At 49.6% G+C, this 23,282-nt stretch carries 22 protein-coding genes; 10 read left to right on the top strand and 12 right to left on the bottom strand.

Translation table 11 applies throughout. The features are described from left to right. Nucleotides 1–301 precede the first annotated feature (301 nt). The 5 genes from argF to B5D40_RS06005 form a co-directional block, all read right to left on the bottom strand. Nucleotides 302–1,258 carry an ornithine carbamoyltransferase gene (argF, locus tag B5D40_RS05985; RefSeq protein WP_078776184.1) on the bottom strand — a complete coding sequence of 319 codons (957 nt, stop codon included), beginning with the start codon at nucleotides 1,256–1,258 and terminating at the stop codon, nucleotides 302–304. A 363-nt stretch (nucleotides 1,259–1,621) separates the two neighbouring features. Then, complete coding sequence (locus B5D40_RS05990; RefSeq protein WP_078776185.1) at nucleotides 1,622–2,485, bottom strand: HAD-IIA family hydrolase; 864 nt, start codon at nucleotides 2,483–2,485, stop codon at nucleotides 1,622–1,624. Between the two features lie 112 nt (nucleotides 2,486–2,597). Continuing rightward, nucleotides 2,598–3,872 carry a hypothetical protein gene (locus B5D40_RS05995; protein WP_078776186.1) on the bottom strand — a complete coding sequence of 425 codons (1,275 nt, stop codon included), beginning with the start codon at nucleotides 3,870–3,872 and terminating at the stop codon, nucleotides 2,598–2,600. Next, nucleotides 3,853–4,473, bottom strand: a complete 621-nt coding sequence (locus B5D40_RS06000; protein ID WP_078776203.1) for a hypothetical protein — start codon at nucleotides 4,471–4,473, stop codon at nucleotides 3,853–3,855. Before B5D40_RS06000 ends, B5D40_RS05995 begins: the two co-directional genes overlap by 20 nt. After that, on the bottom strand, nucleotides 4,473–5,366 hold the full coding sequence (locus B5D40_RS06005; RefSeq protein ID WP_078776187.1) for an aspartoacylase: 894 nt from the start codon (nucleotides 5,364–5,366) through the stop codon (nucleotides 4,473–4,475). The genes B5D40_RS06000 and B5D40_RS06005 overlap by 1 nt, the downstream gene beginning before the upstream one ends. A 166-nt stretch (nucleotides 5,367–5,532) precedes the next feature. Between B5D40_RS06005 and dusA the strand changes: the two genes are divergently transcribed. After that, nucleotides 5,533–6,519, top strand: coding sequence for a tRNA dihydrouridine(20/20a) synthase DusA (gene dusA / locus B5D40_RS06010; RefSeq protein WP_078776204.1), 987 nt, complete (start codon nucleotides 5,533–5,535; stop codon nucleotides 6,517–6,519). Nucleotides 6,520–7,227: 708 nt separating this feature from the next. Here dusA and B5D40_RS06015 read toward each other — a convergent pair. From B5D40_RS06015 to B5D40_RS06025, 3 genes are read right to left on the bottom strand one after another with little or no spacing between them, the layout of a single operon-like run. Then, nucleotides 7,228–7,845 (bottom strand): Spy/CpxP family protein refolding chaperone, encoded by a 618-nt coding sequence (locus B5D40_RS06015; RefSeq protein WP_078776188.1) that lies wholly within the window; start codon nucleotides 7,843–7,845, stop codon nucleotides 7,228–7,230. 4 nt (nucleotides 7,846–7,849) lie between these two features. Further along, a complete protein-coding gene (locus B5D40_RS06020) occupies nucleotides 7,850–8,176 on the bottom strand; it encodes a hypothetical protein (RefSeq protein WP_073303606.1) in 327 nt (108 codons plus the stop codon). Continuing rightward, nucleotides 8,169–8,714, bottom strand: a complete 546-nt coding sequence (locus B5D40_RS06025; RefSeq protein WP_078776205.1) for an RNA polymerase sigma factor — start codon at nucleotides 8,712–8,714, stop codon at nucleotides 8,169–8,171. The genes B5D40_RS06020 and B5D40_RS06025 overlap by 8 nt, the downstream gene beginning before the upstream one ends. Nucleotides 8,715–8,917: 203 nt before the next feature. Here B5D40_RS06025 and metH point away from each other — a divergent pair, with 203 nt between their 5' ends. Together metH and tgt are read left to right on the top strand one after the other, a co-directional pair. Further along, on the top strand, nucleotides 8,918–11,701 hold the full coding sequence (gene metH / locus B5D40_RS06030; protein ID WP_078776189.1) for a methionine synthase: 2,784 nt from the start codon (nucleotides 8,918–8,920) through the stop codon (nucleotides 11,699–11,701). 23 nt (nucleotides 11,702–11,724) lie between these two features. Then, nucleotides 11,725–12,867, top strand: coding sequence for a tRNA guanosine(34) transglycosylase Tgt (gene tgt / locus B5D40_RS06035; RefSeq protein ID WP_078776190.1), 1,143 nt, complete (start codon nucleotides 11,725–11,727; stop codon nucleotides 12,865–12,867). Nucleotides 12,868–13,135: 268 nt separating this feature from the next. Here the strand turns inward: tgt and rsmG are convergent, their stop codons facing one another. Next, on the bottom strand, nucleotides 13,136–13,840 hold the full coding sequence (gene rsmG / locus B5D40_RS06040; protein WP_078776191.1) for a 16S rRNA (guanine(527)-N(7))-methyltransferase RsmG: 705 nt from the start codon (nucleotides 13,838–13,840) through the stop codon (nucleotides 13,136–13,138). A gap of 92 nt (nucleotides 13,841–13,932) precedes the next feature. On the opposite strand from rsmG, the gene B5D40_RS06045 reads away from it, so the two are divergent. The 7 genes from B5D40_RS06045 to B5D40_RS15605 all read left to right on the top strand — a co-directional run bounded on the left by B5D40_RS06045 (nucleotide 13,933) and on the right by B5D40_RS15605 (nucleotide 19,957). Then, on the top strand, nucleotides 13,933–15,291 hold the full coding sequence (locus tag B5D40_RS06045; RefSeq protein WP_143394407.1) for a hypothetical protein: 1,359 nt from the start codon (nucleotides 13,933–13,935) through the stop codon (nucleotides 15,289–15,291). 139 nt (nucleotides 15,292–15,430) lie between these two features. Beyond that, nucleotides 15,431–16,135 carry a hypothetical protein gene (locus B5D40_RS06050; protein WP_143394406.1) on the top strand — a complete coding sequence of 235 codons (705 nt, stop codon included), beginning with the start codon at nucleotides 15,431–15,433 and terminating at the stop codon, nucleotides 16,133–16,135. A 42-nt stretch (nucleotides 16,136–16,177) separates the two neighbouring features. Further along, nucleotides 16,178–17,545 carry a hypothetical protein gene (locus tag B5D40_RS06055; protein ID WP_078776194.1) on the top strand — a complete coding sequence of 456 codons (1,368 nt, stop codon included), beginning with the start codon at nucleotides 16,178–16,180 and terminating at the stop codon, nucleotides 17,543–17,545. Between the two features lie 92 nt (nucleotides 17,546–17,637). Continuing rightward, complete coding sequence (locus B5D40_RS06060; RefSeq protein ID WP_078776195.1) at nucleotides 17,638–17,997, top strand: hypothetical protein; 360 nt, start codon at nucleotides 17,638–17,640, stop codon at nucleotides 17,995–17,997. A 5-nt stretch (nucleotides 17,998–18,002) separates the two neighbouring features. After that, nucleotides 18,003–18,422 (top strand): FISUMP domain-containing protein, encoded by a 420-nt coding sequence (locus B5D40_RS06065; RefSeq protein ID WP_078776196.1) that lies wholly within the window; start codon nucleotides 18,003–18,005, stop codon nucleotides 18,420–18,422. A 258-nt stretch (nucleotides 18,423–18,680) separates the two neighbouring features. Further along, nucleotides 18,681–19,670: an Rpn family recombination-promoting nuclease/putative transposase gene (locus B5D40_RS06070; protein WP_158222118.1), complete on the top strand. Its 990-nt coding sequence runs from the start codon at nucleotides 18,681–18,683 to the stop codon at nucleotides 19,668–19,670. Nucleotides 19,671–19,792: 122 nt separating this feature from the next. Next, nucleotides 19,793–19,957 (top strand): hypothetical protein, encoded by a 165-nt coding sequence (locus B5D40_RS15605; RefSeq protein WP_158222117.1) that lies wholly within the window; start codon nucleotides 19,793–19,795, stop codon nucleotides 19,955–19,957. Between the two features lie 414 nt (nucleotides 19,958–20,371). Here B5D40_RS15605 and B5D40_RS06080 read toward each other — a convergent pair whose 3' ends face one another. From B5D40_RS06080 to B5D40_RS16070, 3 genes are all read right to left on the bottom strand, one after another. Continuing rightward, the gene (locus tag B5D40_RS06080; RefSeq protein ID WP_078776199.1) at nucleotides 20,372–22,309 is read right to left on the bottom strand and encodes a glycosyl hydrolase; all 1,938 of its coding nucleotides are present in this window, start codon (nucleotides 22,307–22,309) and stop codon (nucleotides 20,372–20,374) included. 377 nt (nucleotides 22,310–22,686) lie between these two features. After that, nucleotides 22,687–22,884 carry a hypothetical protein gene (locus B5D40_RS15255; protein ID WP_095849523.1) on the bottom strand — a complete coding sequence of 66 codons (198 nt, stop codon included), beginning with the start codon at nucleotides 22,882–22,884 and terminating at the stop codon, nucleotides 22,687–22,689. A gap of 127 nt (nucleotides 22,885–23,011) precedes the next feature. Next, on the bottom strand, nucleotides 23,012–23,282 hold a 271-nt coding region (locus B5D40_RS16070), incomplete at its 5' end, for a hypothetical protein (protein ID WP_234978157.1).

A 23,282-nucleotide genomic window follows, 5' to 3' on the forward strand; every position in this document is an offset into this window, starting at 1 on the left:
AAATTCGTTTTTTTGAAAAAGGATGAAAGTCAAGTTTTCTTGGCTTTCATTTTTATTTGAAAGCGAAAATATTACAGAAAATAAAAACGGCTGCGTTTTTTTAATGGATTTTTCTTCGGCGAAAATCGGGGATGGCTTGTCGTGAACGATAATCGGCGAACTCGTTCGCCATAATGCTTGCGTATAAATGTCGGCTATGGAATGAAATTGTTTTGTGAGCAATTCCTGAATACTACCCGAAACTTTTAAATAAAAAAACGTCTTCGCAAAGCGAAGGCGTTTTCCCGATAAAGATTTTGGATTAGACCTTTCCCAAATCCGCAGTCGGCGTCATCAGTTGCCAAAGGACCGCTTTGTGCGCATGCAGACGGTTTTCGGCCTCTTCAAATGCCATATTGATTTTTGGATTGTCCATCACGGAATCCGTGATTTCTTCGCCGCGGTGCGCGGGAAGGCAGTGGCTAACCTTGCAATGCGATGGGGCAAACCGCAAAAGTTCGTCGTTAATCTGGAATGGGAGAAAGTGGCTTTGCTTGGCGGCTTTCTCGCCTTCCTGTCCCATGCTGACCCAGACATCGCTGTAAAGAATGTCGGCGTCCTTGACGGCTTCTTTCGGGTCGTGGAAAACGCGATATTGCCGTCCGCGTTTTTTCAAAAGCGGTTCCATTTCGCGGATGACGGCTTCGGGCTGCTCGTATCCTTGAGGGCAGGCGAGTGTAAAATTCATACCCAGTTTTGCGCAAAGGACAAGGAAGGAATTGGCGACATTGTTTCCGTCACCGATAAAAGCGATTGTCTTTCCGCTGAAGTCGCCGAGTTGTTCCCGAATGGTTTGTGCAAAGGCAAATGCTTGACAAGGATGCGAATCATCTGTGAGGGCGTTGATGATAGGAATGGATCCGTATTCGGCGAGCTTTTCGACAAGTTCCTGCTTGAAACAGCGCACGACCAGCGCATTTACCCAGCGGGAAAGGCAGGTGGCGACATCGTGGATGCTTTCGCGTTTGCCAAGTCCGATGGAATCGGGGGCAAGGAGAACTGCCGAACCACCGAGCTGGTGAATGCCGACCTGAAAGGTGGTAATCGTTCGCAAAGAGGGCTTTTCAAAGAACATTCCGATATTCTGCCCGTGAAAACGATCTGAAAATTGTCCATTGTGGACTTCTTTTTTGAGGCGAATAGCGATTTCGACCGTGTCGAGGATGCGTTCCTCGCTCCAGTCGGCGAGACGTAAAAGATGTTTATTTTTGTCGGTCATGTTCATCATCCTTTTCCGGCGTGCCGAAAAACAAAAAGAGCTGCCCAAAACCATTTGGACGGCATTGTTTCCCGGTGATGCGGGAGAGAAAGATACAATTTAATATATTTTTCTTGAACAAGAGTACTTTTGCTTTGTAAAATATGAAAATATAAGTGAGAAAAAGGTGGAATGGGAAATTTTTATATACAAAATTCTACCCGATTTATTTGCCTTTCGATTAGTTCGACAAACGGCTGCTGAGCTTGTCGAAGCACACTAACCGGCGGTCCCTGAGTTTATCGAAGGGCAGGGACCGGTTGCCGCACTTTCCCCTTGTCTCTGATCCCTAACCCCTTGTCCCTTTGCTGGAAAATTGTTCATCTAAGTCAAGTTCAAATAATATGTCGGTCGCAGATTCAAAAATTTTTCGTCGGCTTCCAGTTCGTCTGCGGGCTGATTTCTACCGATCAATAGAGCGGAATCGATTCCCGCATTCATCGCTCCTCCGCAATCCGTCGCCAGCGTGTCGCCAATCATCACGGTGCGCATAGGCTGGGGAAGAGTCGCAAGCGCTTTTTCGTAAATGCCTTTGAATGGCTTCCCTAAATAATAGGTTTGCGGCTTGGCTTCCAGATAAAGTTTGTGTGCAAAATAGCCAGAAACGCCTTCCCGGTTGTGTCCAATGCGTGGAGCCCAGGCGTCAGGATTCAGGACAATGAGTTTTGCATTCGGGCGTTTTAAAATTTCCAGAGCCCTGTCGAATACGGCGGGATCTTTGCTTTGCGAAGAGACGATGACCGTATTTTCCGAAGGGAATTCCGTCGCTCGGACGCCACCAGCGGTTAAATGTTCCAAGCCATCTTTTTTCCCGACGTAAAACGCTTCGTGTATGCCAATCTGTTGGGCGAAATCCGGAAAGAGAGTCCCCGACGAAATGATTTCCGATGGCGCAAAAGGAATGTTCATTTGATCCAGTTGGATCATCATTTTAGAAATGGACGAGGAGGCTGCATTGGTGACCAAGCGCATGGGCTTTCCGGAGCGTCGCACTTTTTTGTACATTTCCACGGCACCCGGATAGACGTAATTATCCCGACAATAGAAAGTGCCAAATGCGTCGAAGAAAAAAGCGTCATAATGCTCAACAAGAAAATCCAGATGGACTTGCTCAGTTTTGTTTGGCATGGGAACAAAACCGCCGACTTGGAAATAATGCCTGTATATTTCTCGTTCAAAAATTTCCATTAGGCAACCTCTAAAAATGGCTTGAGCAAAGAAAAATCGAGTGCGCTTAGACAGGTTCCGCAACTATGCGATATGGACTCTATTTTTGAAAGAGCGTTTTTTGAAGAGGCCATTATTGGGATTTCCTTTTAATTCCCCAGACCGCGGAAGAATTTTTTCCGTTATCGCTGCGCCAAAGGATTTTATCTTGATGTCGGATGGAAGAGGAATATTTGATGAGGTAAGCTCCTGTGGCGGCTTTTCGGCGGTTGCTGGCCAGTAGGTTCCACTTCAAAAAAAGGATCTGTTGCTTTTGAAGGCAATCTCCTCCTAGAAAACGCGTGTCGTTGCAACGGGTTTCGGAATGAACTCCCGTCACATATTCGCCTTGGGTTGTGTAGATTTGCAGGAAAATGGAGATCGCGATGTTTTCTGCGAAAACGGAATCGAGCAGGACGGACTCCTGAATAAAATGCCGAAATTCGTTTCCACCGAGTTTCAAGGCAACGCCTAGCTCTTGCGCATTGGGATGGATTTCGGTGGTGTCCGAAAAAATCCGTTCAAAAATCGGAACATTGCGCAGCGCTTCGCTTTCTTCAGGAATCGAAAGTGAATTTGTGTATAATTGAATGCTCGACAAACCGGAAATAACTGCAAAGGGAGAGGTTTCGGGAACGCTGTTTTGTGAAGAATCCCGCAAAGCTCCTGGGCGAATGCGCAAAGAGTCGCCGGCGCGGGGAAAATCTCCATTCGGGATTTCATTCCAGAGGACGAGGGTTCGGTTGTTTAACCATTTGGCAGTAGCAGGCAGGGCATGAATTGCATCGGCGCGCTTGAATTGCAGAATTTCCTTGTGACTGTCGTTTTCAAAAACGTCTTCCGTAAAGCGGACGAGTAGAGAGTCCTTTCCGTGGGCATGGCTTCGCAAGGTCGCTTGAAAAATATGAGGCGGCAGCGATTCGCGCATCAGCGCTTTCACACGGGTGGAATCGGTGTAGAGAATTTCTGCGTATCGGGATTTAGCGTCCAAATCGGTGCGTTCCAAAAGGATTCCCGTTTTTTGGGAAAAGTCCAGAAGAATCGAGTTGGCGTTTTCGGAGTCTTGAACGATTTCTTTTGGGGAAAAGAGGAACGCTTGGCTATTTCCTGCGGAATCCGGCCAGTAAAGGGTGACGCTTTGCAGGGTGGAGTCGATATATTCTGGGGAAAGGTTTCCGAGAAACGCGATTTTCGCATAATCCATTTTACCGTCGAAATTTCGGTCTTCAAAATAGTTCTGGGATGCGGACGGGGGAATCGGTTCTTGGATAAATGCCGCAAAAGACGATACGCTAAAGAATGCGCACCAAAGCAGTGCGAAATGGAAACGGCGAAAACCTTTACGGATGTCAGCTGTGGAGAATACCATAGTCCCGACCTTCGGTTGGAATAATCAGGCGCATTTCGGAAAGAATGCCAATTTTTTGGGCGAGAACGGTCTGGAAGTCTTCGCCGAGTTCCTCTTCTTCGTCCTGCTCCAGATTGTAGGCGTAGTAGCTGCCATCTCCAAAGAGAGTGAAACAGCAGTCCCAGTCGATTTTGGAGTTTTCATCGTCCATGCTTTCGAGCATCAAAACCGGCTGCGGGGCGGGAATAGGAGCTGCGTGTCCGTTTTCATAGAGAAAGTAGTTTTGCGAAATGAGCAGATGCTCCAAGGCCATGCTTGGTTTGGTGTCGGCGAATTCGTTACGAAGCCGCCGGATGTTGCCCAAATCGTCTTCAAAGGGATCCTGAAAATCCGCCGGTAAAACGATTTGCCAATAATCGAATTTTTTTCCCGAAGCGTCAAAGCGGTCTTGCCATTCTTTGGGCGGCTCGGGCCGCATCATCAGAAAGTCTTCAAAACTGTCCAGAATTTCGTTGAATCGGGATTTGTAAGGCGATTTCTGTTGTGCTTCGATCAGGGCTTTCACCGACTGAATTTTTTCTTCGGTGGTCAAGATGCGCAGTTCTTCGTTTTGCTCTTCCATTACCATTCCTCGTTCGTTTTGGTGGTGAGGCTCATCGCTAATTTTTTTTCGTAGTAGGCGCTTTCGTGAATGAATATCGGAAAGACGGAAAATTCGCCCCTATAAGGAACATCCTCGCCGGAGAAGGTTTGGAAAAGCGGGTCGCCGGGCTTGACTTCCCGATAATCTCCGTTCAAAAGATTCGGATGCACCATGGCGGTGATTTCCCCGAATTTGTCGCGGGGATAATCGATGTCTTGATATTGGGTATAGATGTCGATTTTTTTCTTGGGCTTTTGTTGCAAAATTCCCCGATTCCATTCTTCGGCGAGTTCCAAGTAGCGCAAAACAATTTTTTCGGTTTCAAAAAAGAGATGGGCGTTCAAGGAACCGTGAGGCTGGGGGCCGACTTCCAGACAAATGTCCGCTTTGGCAATCGTTCCAAAATAAGGCGATTCGCCCCGTTCTTCGGGTTGGTAATACAGAAACGCATGGGGGAATTCTTTCACGAGTTCGGCGCTTGCCCGCATGGTAAAAGGATCGCGTGCCGAAAGAATCAGGCAGATTCCCATATTTGACGTTGTATTGTGAACGTCAATAATCAAATCTGTTTTTGTATTGGGACCTTTGGGTCCGAAGCGTCCATTGAGTTCTTGCGCCCGGCGAATTTCGTAGCTGTTGGGATTTTGCAAGGCGAGAAGTTTATTTGAAAAACTGCGATTGAGGTCTCTGTCGATGTAGCGGCGGCATACGGCGGAAGCTTCGATATTGGTATGCACAAGTTCGATATTTGCGGATGGGCATTTGCTTCGGTAAAAATTTTTGTCGGCAAGCCATTTCTGATAAATCTTGATGCCGGTCAGTTCGTTGCCGTGAGTTCCGCCGGCGATAACGATGTTCTTTATTTTGTCCATATCCTAAATATACTTGTTTTTGAAAAATCCGCCTTTTGCTTCTTGGCTTTTGAACGGAAAAAGGAAAATGGCGAATGGAAATGTCGAAAAAGGGAAAATCGGCGGGGACTTGTTTTTGTTGCAGGAAGCAAAAATGTTTTGCTTGTCGATTTGTAAATTTGGTCGCATGAAATTTTCGGATTTGCATTTCCACAGACGCTTGTCCATTGCTCCTATGCTGGACTTTACCGACAGGCATGAACGTTATTTTTTGCGTCTTCTTTCCAAGCAAGTTCTTCTTTACACCGAAATGATTGTTGTCAATGCGCTTTTGCATGCCAAACCGAAATTTTTAAAACATTCCCCCGAAGAAAATCCCGTGGCTGTGCAACTCGGAGGGAGCGAACCGAAAATGCTCGCGGAATGTGCGAAAATGGTGGAAGATGTCGGCTTTGATGAAGTGAATCTGAATTGCGGCTGTCCATCGGAACGGGTTCAGTGCGGTTCTTTCGGAGCGGTTCTGATGAAGCAAAAGGACAAGGTTGCCGAGTGTGTGCAGGCGATGCGGGCAAAGGTGAAAATACCGGTCACGGTCAAGACCCGGTTGGGAGTGGATGAATGGACGGATTATGCGTTTTTCAAGGATTTTGTGGAAACGGTGCATTCCGCGGGTTGCGATGCGTTTATTATTCATGCGAGAACGGCAAAACTGCGGGGATATTCTCCCAAAGAAAATCGGGAAAAACCGACGATTTGTTATGAATCGGTTTATCGTTTGAAAACGGAACATCCCGATTGGAATGTCAGTGTGAATGGCGATGTGAAAACTCTGGATCAGGTGAAATCGCATTTGCAGCATGTTGACGGTGTGATGATGGGGCGAGCGGTCTATGCGAATCCGTGGATTCTTCGCTCGGCGGATTCGGAAATTTTTGGCAAAGATGATGCGGCGCCTGCAACGCGCAAAGAGCTTTTGGAACAATTCTTGCCTTATATGGAAAAAGAGCTTGCGGAAGGTTGCCCGCTGACGATTCTTGTCAAACATCTTTTTGGCCTTTTTGCGGGAATTCCTGGAGGAAAAAAATTCCGGCAGATTCTTTCGGAAGGAGCGTCAAATTCGGGTGCTGGCATAGAGCTTGTGAAAAAAGCGATGGCGGAAGTTTCGGAAGTGTAGATTTTGTCGTTATGTTGCCGTCTTGGCAAGCGTTTTTTTTCTTCGGTATTGAAAGATGTTTTTCTTTATGGCGAAACCATTGTTTTAGCGAAGAATAGAATGTTTTTTCCTGCTGGGCTTCCGTTCACAAGGCGACTTTTCTTTCGCAGAATGAATGTTTTTACAAAGGAAATTTTTTTTCTTGTAAAGCAAAAGGGAATTGCCTCCCCATAAGTCTTAGGAGCTTTGCAGCTTTGGACGAAATGAGATGTTTAGGGAAATGATTTTTTCCATCATAGCGATTGCTTCTTCAGAGAGGAATATTTCTTTCTCAAGGTGAATTCATTTTCAAAAGGTGAATTCCTCTTTCACAATGAGGATTTCTCTCGCTGGCTGCGAGATGCTTCGCTTGCCCTGCTATTCTTTAGTGTAGAATAGCGGAAAGAATTTCTCTTGTTTGAAAAGCGATGCAGCGAGAATTGCTTGACATTCAAAATGGCTAGCCTTTTTCAGAAATTCGTACAAATGAATGATAGGCGTTTTGAATTTCATTGCAGCTTTGAATACCATTTAAAATAACGCAGACCTCCGAAGAGGTCTGCGCTTTTGGGGTATGGAGGAAATCAATTATGTCTCTAATATAACAATTATCGAAAGGCTTGTAAACCAAAACTGCTGCATATTTTCCTGTTAAAGAACTTTTGTTTTACTAACAGGTGATGAAAGTCACTAAAATCCATTTTGTGGCTTTCTCGCTTCGCCGTGATTTCCGGGGCCTTTATGATGGAGAACATGCGGAGGCATTTCATCTTTTTTATTGCACTGCTCGGGAAAATGTGGCGTTGGCCACTTTCCTTGAAATTCTTTTTGCAAGTCTTTGAAGTGCGTTATTTGTTCCGAAGTTAGCACGCTTTTGAAAAAATGAATGTATTTAATTCTTTCGTCAAGGCGTTTTTCATTTAACAGCAGCAATTCCGCTCGTACCGATTGCAGCTCCGCTTCGTCCATCACGGTGGACTTTAGAATGTCGTGTAGCCGTATTTCGGCGGCGTGGATTTTTTCTCGTATATCCCGGCGCAAAAATCTGTTGCTTTGATTGAAAGAATCCAGTTTGGCGATTTGTTTGGGGGAAAGGCCCAGAGCCGAGTCTATCGCCCGTTTAAAACGGTCGTTTTTAAAGTTTTTGGCGGAATAATTTTGAGACTCTTCGGGTCGGTTGTCGATTTCTTCTGGTGCCGTCGCCAGTTTTAGGGGATTCTTGCAAAAGACGGTTGTTCCGGCAAAGAAGCCGATAGCGAAGGCGAGAATCAGACCGCAGATGAGAATGGAAATGTAACTTTTAGACATGGATTTATTCTCCTGTCGAGTAGTAGGTGTCAAAGGCTGTTGCAAAAGTGCTTACGGATTCCCCGGAACCCAGCGAAGAATACCAGGCCGCCGAATTGAGTACGGTGTCTGTATAATCGCTTTCCGATGAAGCCAGAGAATGGTTCACACCGAAGAAGCAGGCTCCGGCGACAAGCAGGGCGCTTGCAGCCAAAGCGGCGGAAGAAAACCAGCGAAATCGGATGAAGCGTTCCTTTTCTTTTTTTTCCTGTATTCGGGCGACTACTTTTTCCCAGGAATCTTTTCTGGGTTGAAGAAGAACCGCTTTTGAAAAATCGATTTGTTCATGCATAGGATTTCTCCTTTTTCAAAAAGTCGCGGACTTGGGTGCGGCTTCTGGATAGGCGGGCTTTGAGGGTGCCCTCCGGAGCTTGGAAAATTTGCGAAAGGGTCTTGAGGTCAAAACCTTCGGCGTCTTTGAGCCAGAGCAGGCTGCGTTGTTCCTGCGTTAAAACGGAAAGGCCGTAAAAAAGGGAATCTTTAGCTAGGCGGAAATTTTCGGAAGCGGATTCTCCAAAGGAAGATTCGTGAATTTCGTTCCGCTGCGTTTTTTCGATGCGCAGATGTACTTTTTCTTTGCGGATTTTCATGAGGCAGGCGTTTTTGGTCAGCGCATAAATCCATGTAGAAAGCGAGGATTCGCCTCGAAAGTTTTGGATCGCGTCGGGAATCTGGACGAAAATGTCCATCAGAATGTCTTCAGCCAGGTCTCTGTCCAGCAGCATGCGGAACGAGAGATTCAGAACATGGGAACTGTAGTTTTCCCAGAGCTCTTTCAGGGCGTCTAAATTTCCTTTTTGGAGTTTTTTGACAATCTCTTTTTCGTTCATTTCTCTGCTTGGATGTTCGGCGGTTGCCTTTGGTTGCAAATTATTAAAGCTGGCTCCTAAAAATAGCTTTGATGAATGCTTCGACAACCGGTCCCTGAGTTTATCGAAGGGCAGCAACCAAATCTTGCCAATCGGTGAAAAAAGGAAAACATTGCTATCTTTTATGCGGATATTTGAAAATACGCATAAAAAAAGAGGTCGAAATGTCCCTGCCGTTTTCCGAATCTTACAAGGAATTGCTCGCTGCGTCTGAAAATCGCATTTTGATTTTGGACGGAGGCTTTGGTACGATGCTTCAGCGGCTCAAGCTTTCCGAAGCGGATTTCCGGGGTGCGCGCTTTTTAGATGCGGATAAGGAACTGAAGGGAAATAACGACGTTCTTTCGCTTACCTGCCCGGATAAAGTGGAATGGGTGCATCATGAATATCTGAAAGCGGGCGCGGATATTATCGAAACCAATTCGTTTGGAGCGTCGCCGATAGGACAGCGCGAATATGGCTTGGGAAATGTGGCTTATGAAATGGCGAAAACGGCTGCGGAAGTGGCATGCCGGGCCGTTGCTTTAAAAAAACAAGAAGAACTGGATGCGGGCGAGACGCCGAAACGTCGTTTTGTCGCGGGTTCCTTGGGACCGACTTCCAAGACGGCAAGCATGAGTCCGGATGTAGCGGATCCTGCGGCGCGGGCGGTGACTTTCCGGGAACTTTCGGACTCCTATCGGGTGGCGGTGAACGGTCTTTTGGACGGTGGCGCCGACATTTTGCTGGTGGAAACCGTTTTTGATACGCTGAACGCCAAAGCGGCTTTGTATGCCATTCGGCAAGTGTGCGATGAACGGGGGAAACTTTTCCCCATTATGGTTTCGGGAACAATTACCGACGCTTCGGGGCGGATTCTCTCTGGCCAGACGGCTAAGGCTTTTTGGCATTCGCTTTCGGGCTATCCGATTTTCAGCATCGGTTTCAATTGCGCTTTGGGAGCGAAGGACATGATTCCTCATTTGCGCGACATTCGGAATGCGCCGTTCCGTGTTTCCGTGCATCCGAATGCGGGACTTCCTAACCAGTTCGGCGGTTACGACGACACGCCGGAGATGATGGGGGAGTGGATTTGCCGTTATGCGGAAGAGGGACTGGTCAATATCGTCGGCGGCTGCTGTGGAACGACGCCTGAACACATTCGGCATTTTGCGAAAATCCTCGATGGTCGCCGTCCTCGGCAAGTGCCCCCAAAATCCGGACATATACTGCTTTCGGGCTTGGACAGCTTGGAAGTGGCTCCGGACAGCCGCTTTGTGAATGTCGGCGAACGCTTGAATATCGCGGGATCGCGGAAATTTGCGAATTTGATTCGGGAAGGAAATTTTGCGGAAGCGGTAAACATCGGCGTGATGCAGGCGGAAAACGGTGCGCAGATTATCGACGTGAATTTGGACGACGGCATGATCGATTCCGAAAAGACAATGGTTCATTTTTTGAATCTTTTGATGTCGGAGCCGAATGTGGCGCGCTGCCCCATAATGATAGACAGTTCCCGTTGGAATGTCTTGCAGGCTGGCATGGAATGCGTTCAGGGCAAAGGCATTGTCAATTCGATAAGCTTGAAAGAAGGCGAGGAAAAATTCTTATATCGAGCAGAGCAGATTCGGCGGCGCGGCTTTGCCGTGGTCTGTATGGCGTTCGACGAAAATGGCCAGGCGACGACCTTTGAAAGGAAGCGGGATGTTTGCACGCGAATGTATCGTCTGCTGCGTGACAAGTTGGATTTTCCGCCCGAGGACATCCTTTTTGACCCGAATATTTTGACGATTGGAACCGGCATGGCGGAGCACGCGAATTATGCGAAGGATTATATTGAAACCTGCCGCTATATCAAGCAAAATCTGCTGTTTGCACACGTCGTCGGCGGTGTCAGCAATTTGAGCTTTGCGTTTAAGGGAAATAATTCCATCCGCGAAAGCATGCACTCCTGTTTCCTTTACCATGCGGGAAAAGCGGGAATGGATTTCGGCATTGTCAATGCGGGCGTTCTTCCTGTTTACGAAGATATTCCCGAAGAGGAACGGACGCTCATCGAAGACCTGATTTTTAACCGCCGGGAAGATGCGACGGATCGGCTATTGGCTTATGCGGAAACGGTCAAAAATCGGAAGCTGTCGGGGAATGAAAATGCAGACGTTCTCGCTTGGAGAAAGGAACCGGTGGAAAGCCGTATTCGCCATGCGATGGTGAAAGGAATCGAAGAATTTATTGAAGTCGACGTGGAAGAATTACGCCTGCAGATAGCGGAACCGGTTCAGGTGATTGAAGGCCCGCTGATGGACGGCATGAATGAAGTCGGAAAACTTTTTGGCGAAGGAAAAATGTTTTTGCCGCAGGTGGTGAAAAGCGCTCGCGTGATGAAGCGCGCCGTCGCTGTGCTGATGCCGTATATTCAGGCGGGGAAAAAATCCGGCGAAAGTTCTTGTGCGGGGAAAATTGTGATGGCGACCGTCAAAGGCGATGTGCATGATATTGGAAAAAATATCGTGAGCGTTGTACTCGCTTGCAATAATTATGAAATCATCGATTTGGGCGTGATGGTCCCTTGTGAAAAAATTGTGGAGGCCGTCAAAAAATACAAGCCGGATATGGTGGGACTTTCGGGATTGATTACACCGAGTCTGGATGAAATGGTCAATGTCGCTAGAACGTTTAAAGCGGAAGGTTTGCAAACGCCGATTATGGTTGGCGGTGCTGCCGCTTCGGCGATTCATACGGCGGTTAAAATCGCTCCGGAATCCGATGCACCGGTGATTTATTCGCGAGATGCGGGCTCGAGTGCAAGCCTGATGGAGCGTTGGATGAATCCGAAAAAACGCCCCGATTTTTTGAAAGAGCTTTACGCTTCGCAGGAAAACTTGCGCAAGGACAACAGCCGTTCTGAGAAATCGGTGAAGACGGTTTCGCTGGAAGAAGCCCGCGCGAATGCCCCGAGTCTTTTTTAATTCCAGCATGGAATTTATTTGCAATGAATCCTCCGTTTTTTGAATTGCTGCAGGTTTCCGAAAACTCCAAGGCCCGTCTGGGAAAAATTCGGACGGCGCATGGCGACGTGAGCACTCCCGTTTTCATGCCTGTGGGAACGAATGCGACAGTCAAAGGGCTTGCCGTTCGGGATTTGCGGGAAATGCAAGCCGAAATCATTTTGGCGAATACCTATCACCTGTATTTGCGACCGGAGACGCAGACGATTTGTGCAGCGGGCGGTGTTCAGCGGTTTATGGGATGGAATGCGCCAATGCTTACGGACAGCGGAGGATTTCAGGTTTGGAGTCTTAAGCGCTTTCGGAAAATTCATCCGGAAGGTGTCGCGTTTCGAAGCTATTTAGACGGTTCGTCCCATTTTTTTTCACCGGAAAGCGTGATGCTTGCGGAACGTGAAATCGGTGCCGACATCATCATGGCTTTCGATGAATGTACGCCATATCCCTGCTCGCAGGAAGAGGCGGAAAAATCGCTGGCCTATACGACGGACTGGACCCAAAAAGCCAAAGCCTGGCTGGATTTGCACCCGCCGCTTTTCGGCTATCCGCAGTATTTTTTCGGAATCGTTCAGGGCGGGATGTTTTTGGATTTGAGAAAAAAGGCAATAGAGGATTTGGTGAAAATCGATCCCGATGGTTATGCGATGGGTGGACTTTCTGTCGGGGAGCCTGCGGAAATGATGTATCGGGTCGCGGACTTTTGCACGGATTATTTGCCCAAGGATAAGCCACGCTATGTGATGGGAGTCGGGACACCCTGGAATTTGTTGGAACTGATCCGGCGCGGAGTCGATATGTTCGATTGCATTTTGCCCGCCAAGCATGCTCAAGATGGTCTGGTCTATACGAGCCGCGGCATCTTGCGTTACAAAAGCGCACGTTATGCAAAATCTTTTGATGCTCCGCTGGATCCCGAATGCGATTGCGCCTGTTGCCGCCATTATAGCAGAGGCTATCTTCGACATCTTTTTAAAACGAAAGAACCGCTGGGCTGGACGCTTTCTGCGATTCACAATCTGCATTTTTATGTTCGCCTGATGCAGCAAGCTCGTGCGCATATTTCCGCAAAGACTTTTGAAGAATGGTCTAGGGACGAATGCCAAAAATTGCAGCAGATTTGTTTGTGATGGCGCGGGTAGGCGTTTGAAAATGTGGAGCGGAAAAAAAGTTGCTAAACCCGCCGAAGCATCCTCATTTTGAGGTTTATTTTTTCAAAATGTTCAGGGAGTTCGCGGGTGAATGGAAAAACGTTCAAAATCTCGAGGCTGCTCGCCATTTACTCTTTTTTCAAAACATGAACTTCTTTTCTCAAGGAAAACTTTTTTCAAAGCCTGAATTTTTTTTCACAATAAGAATTTCTTCTCGCTGACAGCGAGATGCTTCGCCTGCCGCTTTCTACTCTTTTTCGAGAACGATCAGCGCCCTGTCCTGCGTACTTTGGGGAATCCGGTAAAAATACTTCCCGGCCAGTTTGAATCCAAAATCTTCGGGGTGGAGAGCCGCGAGTTCTTCTTGGACGGCGGGACCTTTCATAAAATAGGCCTTGCCTCCCGGAACCAGCGCTTTTTGGATGCGCGGAAGGGTCAGCTCGATTTTTTCAAATGCCCGGCTGATGACACCTTCGACGGGAAAAGTCAGGCTGCGACTGGTAACCTTGTGTCCGAAAACGTCGATTCCTTGGAGTCCGAGTTCTCGGATAACCAGATTTAAAAATTCGATGCGATTGGGGCGCGGTTCGCAAAGGGTCAGGCGGATTTCGGGATTGACCAATTTCAAGGGAATGCCCGGGAATCCGGCACCGCTGCCGACATCAATCATGCGCTTGGGCCACTTGGGAACGTAGGCGTTGATGAGAGTGCAATCCGCGTAGTGCCTTTCGACAATGGTTTCAAAGGCGTTCAGGCGAGTCAAATCCTGGTCTTTGTTGTGTTCCCGCAAAAGCTGGTGATAAGCCCAAAGCTGTTCGAGAGTTTCTTGCTGCAAAACGACGCCGTGGTATTCTAGAAGCTGTTTGAGCCCTTTGACGGACGGGGTCGCCCGTCTTCCTTGGAAAAGCGGAAAGTGGATGAGGGAGGGGCGTTTGGAAAATTTTTGCGGCATGGCGAAAAGGTAGAAAATTTGGGAATTTTTCCTGATTTCTTGTCCTTGTGCGTCTTTTTATGCGTGTTGGAATTTCAAAGAGGAGAAACGGTTTGATTCGAAGTCGGCAAAAACGGGCGTTCTTTTGGATTTTGGTCTTCTTGGCGGCTTGCGCTTGGGTGCGGGCTCGCGAAAATGTGACGGTAGAAGAAGCTTTTTGGGCTTATGACGACGGTCGAATCGGCTTGGACGAGTTGGAAGAGCTTCTGTTCTATGTGGAAAACGGTGATGTGCGCGGCGCTTGCGAAGAATGGGAAGCACTCGGCGGGGATCCTTGCCGCAAAACGCTGGCGGAAAAAATGGAAGACTGGAAATGGCGGGGGAATCTTTCTTACGGGCTGTCGCTGGATTCGACGGGTTCTGTCCGAAATTCGCATTCCCGGATAGCCATCGGGCTTTTGCGATTCTCTTTGGAGATGCGTTTCAAATCGGAAAGCGGCGGGGATGTCCATCTGGAGCAATTTCGCCTTTTATATAAAGACCGCCGTTCTTTCAGCGTATTGGGGCATATCGTTGCGAGCGATGTGCGAAGCGCCATCCCGTTGGAATCCCGCGTGGGGAATGTATGGAGCGTGGGAACAAGGGATGCAGAAGCCGGAACGATTTTGCTGACGGATACGAGTGCGGGAATTCGTGCGGCGGTGGGGAGGTCGGAACGGTTGCAGTTTTTGGCGATGGGGCTTTTTTCGGCGCAGGGATTTCGCGATGCTTTCTTTCGGGTGAAGATGGATGCGGCGGATGTGCAGCTTTCCTATTCGTCGGGCTGGAGAACGCCTTTGCTTTATGCGTCGGCGCGAACTCCCCGAAATGCGCCGCTGCGATTTCGTTTTCGGGCGTACTTTCATCAAAATCCCGATTGGAGCGGCGTCTTTCGGATTCCCCAGATGGTCAAAAAAAATCGATTCTTTATTTATCTGGCCGGAGAGTATCCGTTGGCGTCTTGGGCGTTGCGTTTTTCGGAAAAAACGTCGGCACCGTTGGATTCTGGATTTGCCCGAAATGTTTTTGAAGTTTCGGCGCGGCGTTCAAACAAGGCGGCGGGTTTGGAAGCGGGCATGAAGTGGACCGTCGCCGGGGATTCGGCGGTGCCTGTGGTGTTTTTGCGCAGCGGTATTCGCCTTTTTGAAGCGGAAAGTCTTTTTTGCGAATGGCGGGAAACTCTTAAAATGCCGATTCGGGAAAGGAGTTATGAAATTCGACCGGGAATCCGGGTGGATGTGGGTGAAAATGTTTCGGCGATAGCTCGGCTGATTCTTCGGGGACCTCGTTCTTTGCCTGTGGTTTTGCGGGAAGAAACCCAGATGCAAATTTTGCCAAAATTTTATGTGAAAAGCTTGATGGAATTGCGGGCGATGCGCTTGCGCCAATTGCATCTATGGCGACTTGGAGTGGAAGCGCATTGGAGTTTTTAGAGGTGGCCTAGAAGAATTTTTTGTTTTTCGCCCAGCCCCGCCGAAAAGCCCCGGCAATGAGCCCGTCCGGGCCGAATGCCGACCGAAAATGCCCCGGTTTTGCCAGAATCCGCTTGCTTATAAAAAAAACACAATACTATTGGTATGTTTTTTCGTAAGTAAACTGTTTTTAAAGGGAAAGTTGTACAAACTTCTGAGGAGGTCCCATGCTCGTTCAAAAATGCTTCGCCTGCTGTCCGCGATTCTGGCTGCAGCCGCTTTTGCCCTGCTTTCCCTTGCGTTTTCCGCCTGCGGCGACGATTCGTCCTCCGGCTCTGGAAACGGCGAAAAGGAGGAGGGCACTGTCGAAACCGTGGACGACCTGGGCAAGTGCCTTTCCGCCTTCGAAGGCGACACCTATTTCGTCAAGGAGAAGGATGGCTCCTACGTGTGCGAGTCCAGCCGCTGGGTTCCCGTCCCGGGAGTGGGCGAGTGTATGGACTCGTTGGCGGCGGGCACGGTCCGCAAGGAGATCCACAAGGCGCTGGCCAATTACGGCGAGTCGCTGGTCTGCGCGGACAGTGCGTGGCGACCGGCCACCGACGTGGAAGTCGCACTGAAGAACGCCTGCGTGGAAAGTCTGGACGGCAAGTTCCGGAACGACTCCACGGACAAGAAGAAGGTCAAGCATTACGTTTGCGCCGGTAACCTCTGGCGTGAGGCGACGGATGTGGAATGGGCGGCCAGGGCCCTCTGCACCAAGGACAACGAGGGTTTCTTCGCCACGGACTCCAGCGACAAGAAGGACGTGAAGGTCTATGTGTGCAAGGACTCCCTCTGGCTGGAGGCTTCCGCCATTGAGTAGGCTGCGGGGAAGGTCTGCAACAAGAACGCCTACGGGCTTTTCGTGGCGGACTCGGCGGACAAGAAGCTCCCCCTCTACGTGTGCAACGGCGAGATGTTCCTGTCGGCCACCGAAGCGGAACAGGCGACGCGTCTGATCTGCGACTCCACCTCCCGTGGGGACACGTTGAACTTCTGGGCCTGCGACGGCAGCGAATGGCAGAAGAACACCACTTCGACGCTAGGCGAGTGCACCGACAAGAATGAAGGCGACATCGAAGTCGAAAAGAACCCCTTCCGCATTTTCGGGCTTCATGCCACGGCGGGCGACTCCAGCTACGTGTGCGACGGCAGCCAGAAGAATTGGCGGACGGCCACCCCGGGCGAGGCGGCGACGGGCAAGCTCTGCACGGAGAAGGTGGACGGCGACACTCTGAACTGGTTCGTGTGCGACGCGGCAAGCAACGACTGGGTGGCGGTCCTGACCAGCGGCCTCGGCAAATGCGACGCGGACTCCCTGGACTCCATCCGGACGGAACCCAACCCCAACCTGAAAAAGAAGGACAGCCTTTTCGTGTGCGTAAGCGACGGTGGCAGCTACGGCTGGAAGATTTTGGAAAAATCCCTGCTGGGTGAATGCGACTCCAAATTGCAGGACAGCGTGCGTGTGGAGACCACCCCGAACCTGAAGACCTTTGAAATTGAATTTGTATGTGATGCGTCCAAGTGGGAGAAGGCTTCCGGATACGAATTTGCCGACGGCATCCCCTGCACGGGCAACCTGAATGCGAAAGTGGTGGGGGATAAGCTCTGCCAGGACGGCAAGTGGCGAGACGCCACGGATTCCGAAATTGAAATGGGCGCCGCCTGTAATGCAGAGACCGAAAACGTGGTAGTGAGCGACAAGGGCAAGGTTTGCAAGTCGGGCCAGTGGGTGACGGCCAGCACCGGAGAAATTGCCACAGGCAAGGTGTGCTTGGAAGCTCTTTCCAAGGAACTGGACTATGAAATGATGAACGGCTATGTCTGCGAAAAGTCGGGGAAGAGTTATGCCTGGCGAGAGGCCACCGAAGCGGATGCCCTTAACGGCAAGCTCTGCAACGCCACCAGCTGGAGCAAGTTCTTTGGCAGTGGCGACAGCGTTTCCTACGCTTATGTGTGCGAGCGCTCTGGCACAGACGGCACCTACACCTATGCCTGGCGCAATGCAAGTGCCTCGGAAGCGGGCAGCGGCAGAACTTGCACGGCCAACAATTATGACAAGTTCTTTAGCAAGGTGGATAGCGTGTTCTACAACGAGGTTTGCGAACAGTCGGGAACGAGCGGAGCCTATACTTATGCCTGCGTGAAGTCTATGGAACCAATGAGAAAAAATACGGCCCTTGCAGCGAGTCCACATATGAAATTTACGGAGAGGGAAGTGAAATCGTAGATAATCACGTTTGCACCGATTCTTATAGGTGGCGAGAGCTGACGGATGGGGAAAAGGCTACCCATATGGTTTGTAATTCAAAAACTCTAGAAATGACGAAGACCCAAATACCCAATGATACGCTGTATTATTACAAGGGATATTATAAAAATGGCTATGTGTGCAAAACACCATCAAGCGATGGTTGGAGTGAAGCGAGTGACGCAGAAAAGGCCTGGCAGTCCCCCTGCAATTACGACCATCGCGACACTGTCGTATCGGGAAAAGCTTGTGTTTTTAGTGATAAAATAGGGAATCAGTTGTATTATGGTTTGAGGGATGCTTCAGATCTGGAAGATTCGGTGGGCAGAGCTTGTGACCTTATCAGGTACAAAAAATCTAGCTATAATAATTATTATGAGTGGTTTAAACCTCAAAATGAAGGAATGCTCCTATACGGGGCGTTCCGGTAAAACTTATGCTTGCATTTCAAATAATAGGGTTAACAAGTGGAGAGAACGGGTATGTCCACAACTGGTCGGGAGCGTCTGCAGCTTGTAAAGATGGCTTCAAGGTGCCAAGCAAGGAGGACTTTCAGGAATTGTCCAGTTATGTAGTATCGGTGAAAAAATACCTTGACGTTGCTGCCCTTAAATCCGAAAATTGGGGTGGTACAGACCAATTCGGCTGGAAAGCTCTCCCGACTGGACGATATGTATCTAAAGCCGATGCTTCCATTCGAAATACAGATTATGCATTTTGGTGGACTTCCACGCCGACTAGCACTTCTGGCTTCATGAATGTGGTGCGTATGGGGTCGGGAATTGATTATTTGACAAGCATTGACACTGCACAATATGTCGGAGTCCGCTGCCTAATGAAAAAATGGGGCGAATAGCTTTTGTTTTTCAGGCATTTGGCCAACTCCCTTTCGAAATTTCGGCAAACAGTATCTGTCAAAGGTGCTGTTTTTTGTAAACCTAAAAACTACCGGCTAGGCCGGTAGTTCCGTAGAGGCCTTTTGACGGAGATGTTTCTTTTTGTTCTTTCTCATTGCAAAAATATTTTATGGAAAAATTTTCCTAAAATCGCCCGTTCGAGCGTTGTACATCATGGGCTTTCATTGGGGAAAGTCCACATTTCAACGAGGAAATCCATGAAAGAAAACAACGCTAACGCCCGCACCCCGCACGACTCCTATTTCCGCTCCGTCTTCAAGGCTCCCGACCGGGCTGCGGAACTTTTGCGCCTCGTCGCCCGAAACAACAGGAGCCTTTCCGAATTCCTGAAGACCGTGGACCTCTCGACCCTCACCGAAATCTCCGAATCCTTCAGCGACACGGAAACCTTCGGCTACGCGGACCTGGCATTCACCGTCAAGATCGCCGGAGACGGATGCGGCAGCAACGATGTAAAAGACGGCGAGAAAACGAAACGCTCCGCGGACCTCCTCGTCGGCATCCTCGAGGAACACAAGTCCTCGAAAGACCCGAATGTCGTGGCGCAGCTCGTCAAGTACTGGTACCACATCATGGTCAAGAATCAAAGGAACATCCCGACAGTCGCCATCGTCTTCTACAACGGCAGGGAACATTGGGAACTGGACGTGAGAACCATGTTCCCGGACTACCCGGAATACTACCACCGCATCGGTCTGCCGTTCGTGCTCGAACTTGTGGATATCGGCGACACATTCAGTACAAACGAAATCCGGGACATCTCCCCGAAAATCGCGCTGGCACTCGTGGCTATGAAATACGTTTTTCACGGCGAAAAGATGCAGAGGCACCTGCGCACCGCCGTCAAGATGCTGAAGGAACTGCCCCGGGACGAAGCGGAGAATTTCCTCACGGAGACTTTTCTATATTTGAAGAAGCTGCTCCCGAAGGAAGAGAAAGAGGAATTCAAAATGGACTTCATCAAGACATCCGAAGCCTACGGCTACGAGACCATCGCCGACGCCGAAGAGAAGGCACTTGCCGCAAAATACGAGGAAGGCGTCGGAATCGGCTTGGAAATGGGACGGGAAGAGGGCGATTTAAATGCCCGCAGGGAAATGGCGAAAGCTCTTAAAAACAATGGAGCATCTCTAGACCTTATCGCGAATGTTTCCTGCCTTTCTGAAGATGAAATCCAAAACTTGTAATTCCTATTTACAACTTAGGCCTCGCTTTCTGCGGGGCTTTTCTCATAGGCACTCAGCTCTCTATTAAGCCGAAACTGCCCCGGGACGAAGCGGAGAATTTCCTCACGGAGACTTTTCTATATTTGAAGAAACTGCTCCCGAAAGAAGAGAAAGAGGAATTCAAAATGGACTTCATCAAGACATCCAAAGCCTACGGCTACGAGACCATCGCCGATGCTGAAGAGAAGGCCCTCGCCGAAAAATACGAGGAAGGCATCGGGATCGGCTTGGAAAGAGGACGTTCCTAGGGGAGCTTTGATGGCTAACAGAACGCCTCTACCCGGATTGCCCGCAAAATGCTGAATCGGCGAATTCCTTTGAATCTAGTTGTCTATTTGATAAAGAGATTTGTGCGTTGTAATCTATCTGCGATTTGAATGGTGCCGGGATTTGGAAAAGCGGATGGTGTTTGCTTGGATTTTTTATTTGCGTTCTTAATTGCTGATTGCCAGCTATGGACTTGAATCTACTTTTTCGGATTGCGTTAGCGACCGACGCCCGGATGGGTTCGGACAAATTTCTGGAAATTTGGCTGAACGGACGACGGGCTTTTGCCCGGCGATAACGCTAGGGAGCGGCACGACGCTTGCGGGGGGCAACGCCCAAACCTGCACAACAAAAAAAGCCTCCGGCGGGGAGGCTTTGCGATTTTCGTTTGCGTTCTAGTGGATGCGGATTTGCCGAGCGGATACGCCGAATGCGCCTTTGGCTCGGAGAATGTAGTTGCCGTGGCGAATGCCTTCGAGCGAAGTGGTGTGAATGCCTGCGCTCAGGTTTCCGCGGTGGAGAGTTTTGACGAGATTGCCGTTCAAGTCAAAGAGATCTACGCTTGCCGTTCCGGGGACGGGGAGGGCGACGGAAAGATTTTTTCCGTGGAGTTCCAAGCGGAATGCGCTGGCGGTATGCTGCTGGATGGCGGCGGATTTTCCTTTGCCGATGATTTCCGCAACGACGAGGTTGTGCGCCTCCTCGGTGGAAATTTTCTGTGCGGTGTTTTCAAAGTCGTTGATGGGCGTCGAACCCGCTTTGACGTTGTCGAAGAATATCTGGCCGGAGTAGCCGATCTGGAAAATTTCGATATACACTTTGGAAATATTTTTCATGAAGGTGGTGTAGTCGTTGCCGGTGAGGACTTGCGTCCCCTTTGCGGTCGTTGCCAAGTTGATTTCGCAGACGGTGGAGTCCCCCGGATTGATCCAGCAGCCTTCCGGCTGTGCCCAGGCCCAGTCCGTGCTTTCGTTGCCGAGGAAGGCGATGGTGAACCAGATGCCGGACTGCGCGTTCGTGTTGTAGGCGGTCAGGGTGATTTGTGATTCGGAAGAGAGGTCGATTGCGCCTTGCTTGATGACGACGTTGCCGTTGGCGGTGTCTTCAATTCCGGCGTTGAATTTGACCCGCAGCCAGCCGTTGGTCGCGGTGTCGCCCGGGAAGATGTCGGCGGCGACGGGGCGCGCGGTGTCTAGATCGGCCAGCTTGTAGCCGACTTCACAGGCGGCGACGGTGGATTGCGAAATGCTGTAGCTGTTCCAGCCGGGCATGTCTTCCAAAGTGATGGTGCAGGGGCTTTCCACGTTCGCTTTCCAGACGGGATCGACGGTCTGATCCAGGAAGTTGCCATCCCAAGTCTGGTACCACGGCATCCACCAGGACCACTTGATGTTGTTTTCCGCCATGACGGACATGTCGGGAATCGGGCCGTTTTCGGAGATGGCCAAAATTTTGCCCGGGAAATTTTGGGAGAGCGTCTGGTATGCCGAAATGTATTTGGTCGAATAGTTCCAGGCTTCGTAGATGTCGAGGCTCACGATGTCGTATTTTGCCGTTCCCGGATTCCAGTCGGTGTCTGTCGCATATTCCGGGTTCCAGACCCAGACGAGGTTCTTCACGCCTTTGACATTGACCATTTCATCGTAAACCAGGTTGTAAAGTGCCTGGAATGCGGCTCCGCCTTTGTCTCCCCACCAGAACCAGGCTCCGCTTGCTTCGTGTACGGGACGGAATACGGCGGCTGCGCCGGCGTTTTGCAATTGCAAAAAGTAGTCGGCGATTTCATCGATGTCGGAAACGAGCTGCTGATAAGTTGTCGAAGTCGTGTTCCAGCTGCAATTTGAAGTGCAGTTCGGGTCGGTGAATCCTTGGGTGAAGTCGAATTCGGTGTAATTGTTTTTGTCTCCCGATTTTGTATAGAAAGCGTCAATCTGGTCGCTCGGGTCTTTCCAGTGCCAGGTAAAAGCGGGAATGCCGCCCAAGCTCCAGAGTTCTTTTGCCGCTTCGATGATGTTTTCCGTGTAAGTCTGGTACCACCCGTCCGAGGCTTTGACTCCGGTGGCGAACAGAAAATCGAAGCCGACCAGGGCGGGGTATTTTCCTGTCCGGGTATAGAAGGCGTCCACGTCAAGGAGAGTTTGGACGGATGACGTATTGACGTCGCCGGTCATCATGCCCGATACGGTTTTGACGCCGTAGTTCGTCGCCAAAAAGTTATAGAGCTTTTGGGCGGATTCCGTCGCTCCCGAAGTTACTGGGGAAAAACTGACTTGCGCTTGGGCGAATGCCAAGGAAATTCCTGCAAGGAAGCAGGCTTTGGATAAAAGTTTCATTCAACACTCCTTTTAAAGTAGTTCAAAAATAGATTTTTCTGGTTTTGAATTGGGTTGGGGAATGCGGGGATTTTCGTTTTCAAATAAAGGCGGCCCTTTAAGATTCTGTTTCCAAAAATCGGCGGCGATGTATTTGTGCGGGCAGGAATAAGGGCGTTCCCTTGCCGTAGGCAAGGTCGGGCTATATTTTAACGCGTCCCGTGCGGCTCCAAAAGAACCGCGCGGACGCTGTTAAAACGGAGCGGCGTAAAACGCCTCTCCGCCCTGCGGGTCACTATCCCTAACGCAAAATTTTGAACGTTCTTGTTCGCGTCAAGCGGAATGACGTGTTTCGAAATCCATGGTCACTCTTCACGACTCCTTTTCCCGTTCGGCCATCAAGCCCGGAACACGCCGCCTAGCTCCCGCGCCTCGCCGTCTGAAAGAGCGCAAGCCTCGCCGAGAATTTCGAGTTTTTCAGCGACATGGAGAACTTTGGCGTGGAGAATGGCCGCGTTGAGGGCTAGGCGGATGGATTTCCGAGGAAAAGGTACGTTGGCTGGATTTTCTACGGTTTTGAATGCCAAGCTTCGCATTGGATGCGTTTTTTGGGGGGATTATATACGATCTTCCACCAAATACTCTCAATTAAAAATTTTTTCAAAGTGTGAACATCTTTTTCGCAAAGTGGAACTCTTTTTTTTCAATACAGGAATTTCTTTTTCACAAGGAAAATTTCTTCTCGCAGACTGCGAGGTGCTCGCCTACGCCCATGAGCCTTGGAAGCTCCGCTTCCTTTAGGCGAATTGTGCAAAGCCCCATGAGCCTTGGAAGCTCCGCTTCCTTTAGGCGAATTGTCCCTTTCAGGGATACTTCAACTACGGAATCGGAGATTCCTAGTTTCAGGGATGCAAAGCCCCATGAGTCTTGGGAACTTGTTCCCTTAGACGAATTGTGCAAAGCCGAAGCAATCTGTGCTGGCACCTCGTCATTG

The sequence above is a fragment of the Fibrobacter intestinalis genome, from assembly GCF_900167415.1.
Classification (GTDB): Bacteria; Fibrobacterota; Fibrobacteria; order Fibrobacterales; family Fibrobacteraceae; genus Hallerella; species Hallerella intestinalis.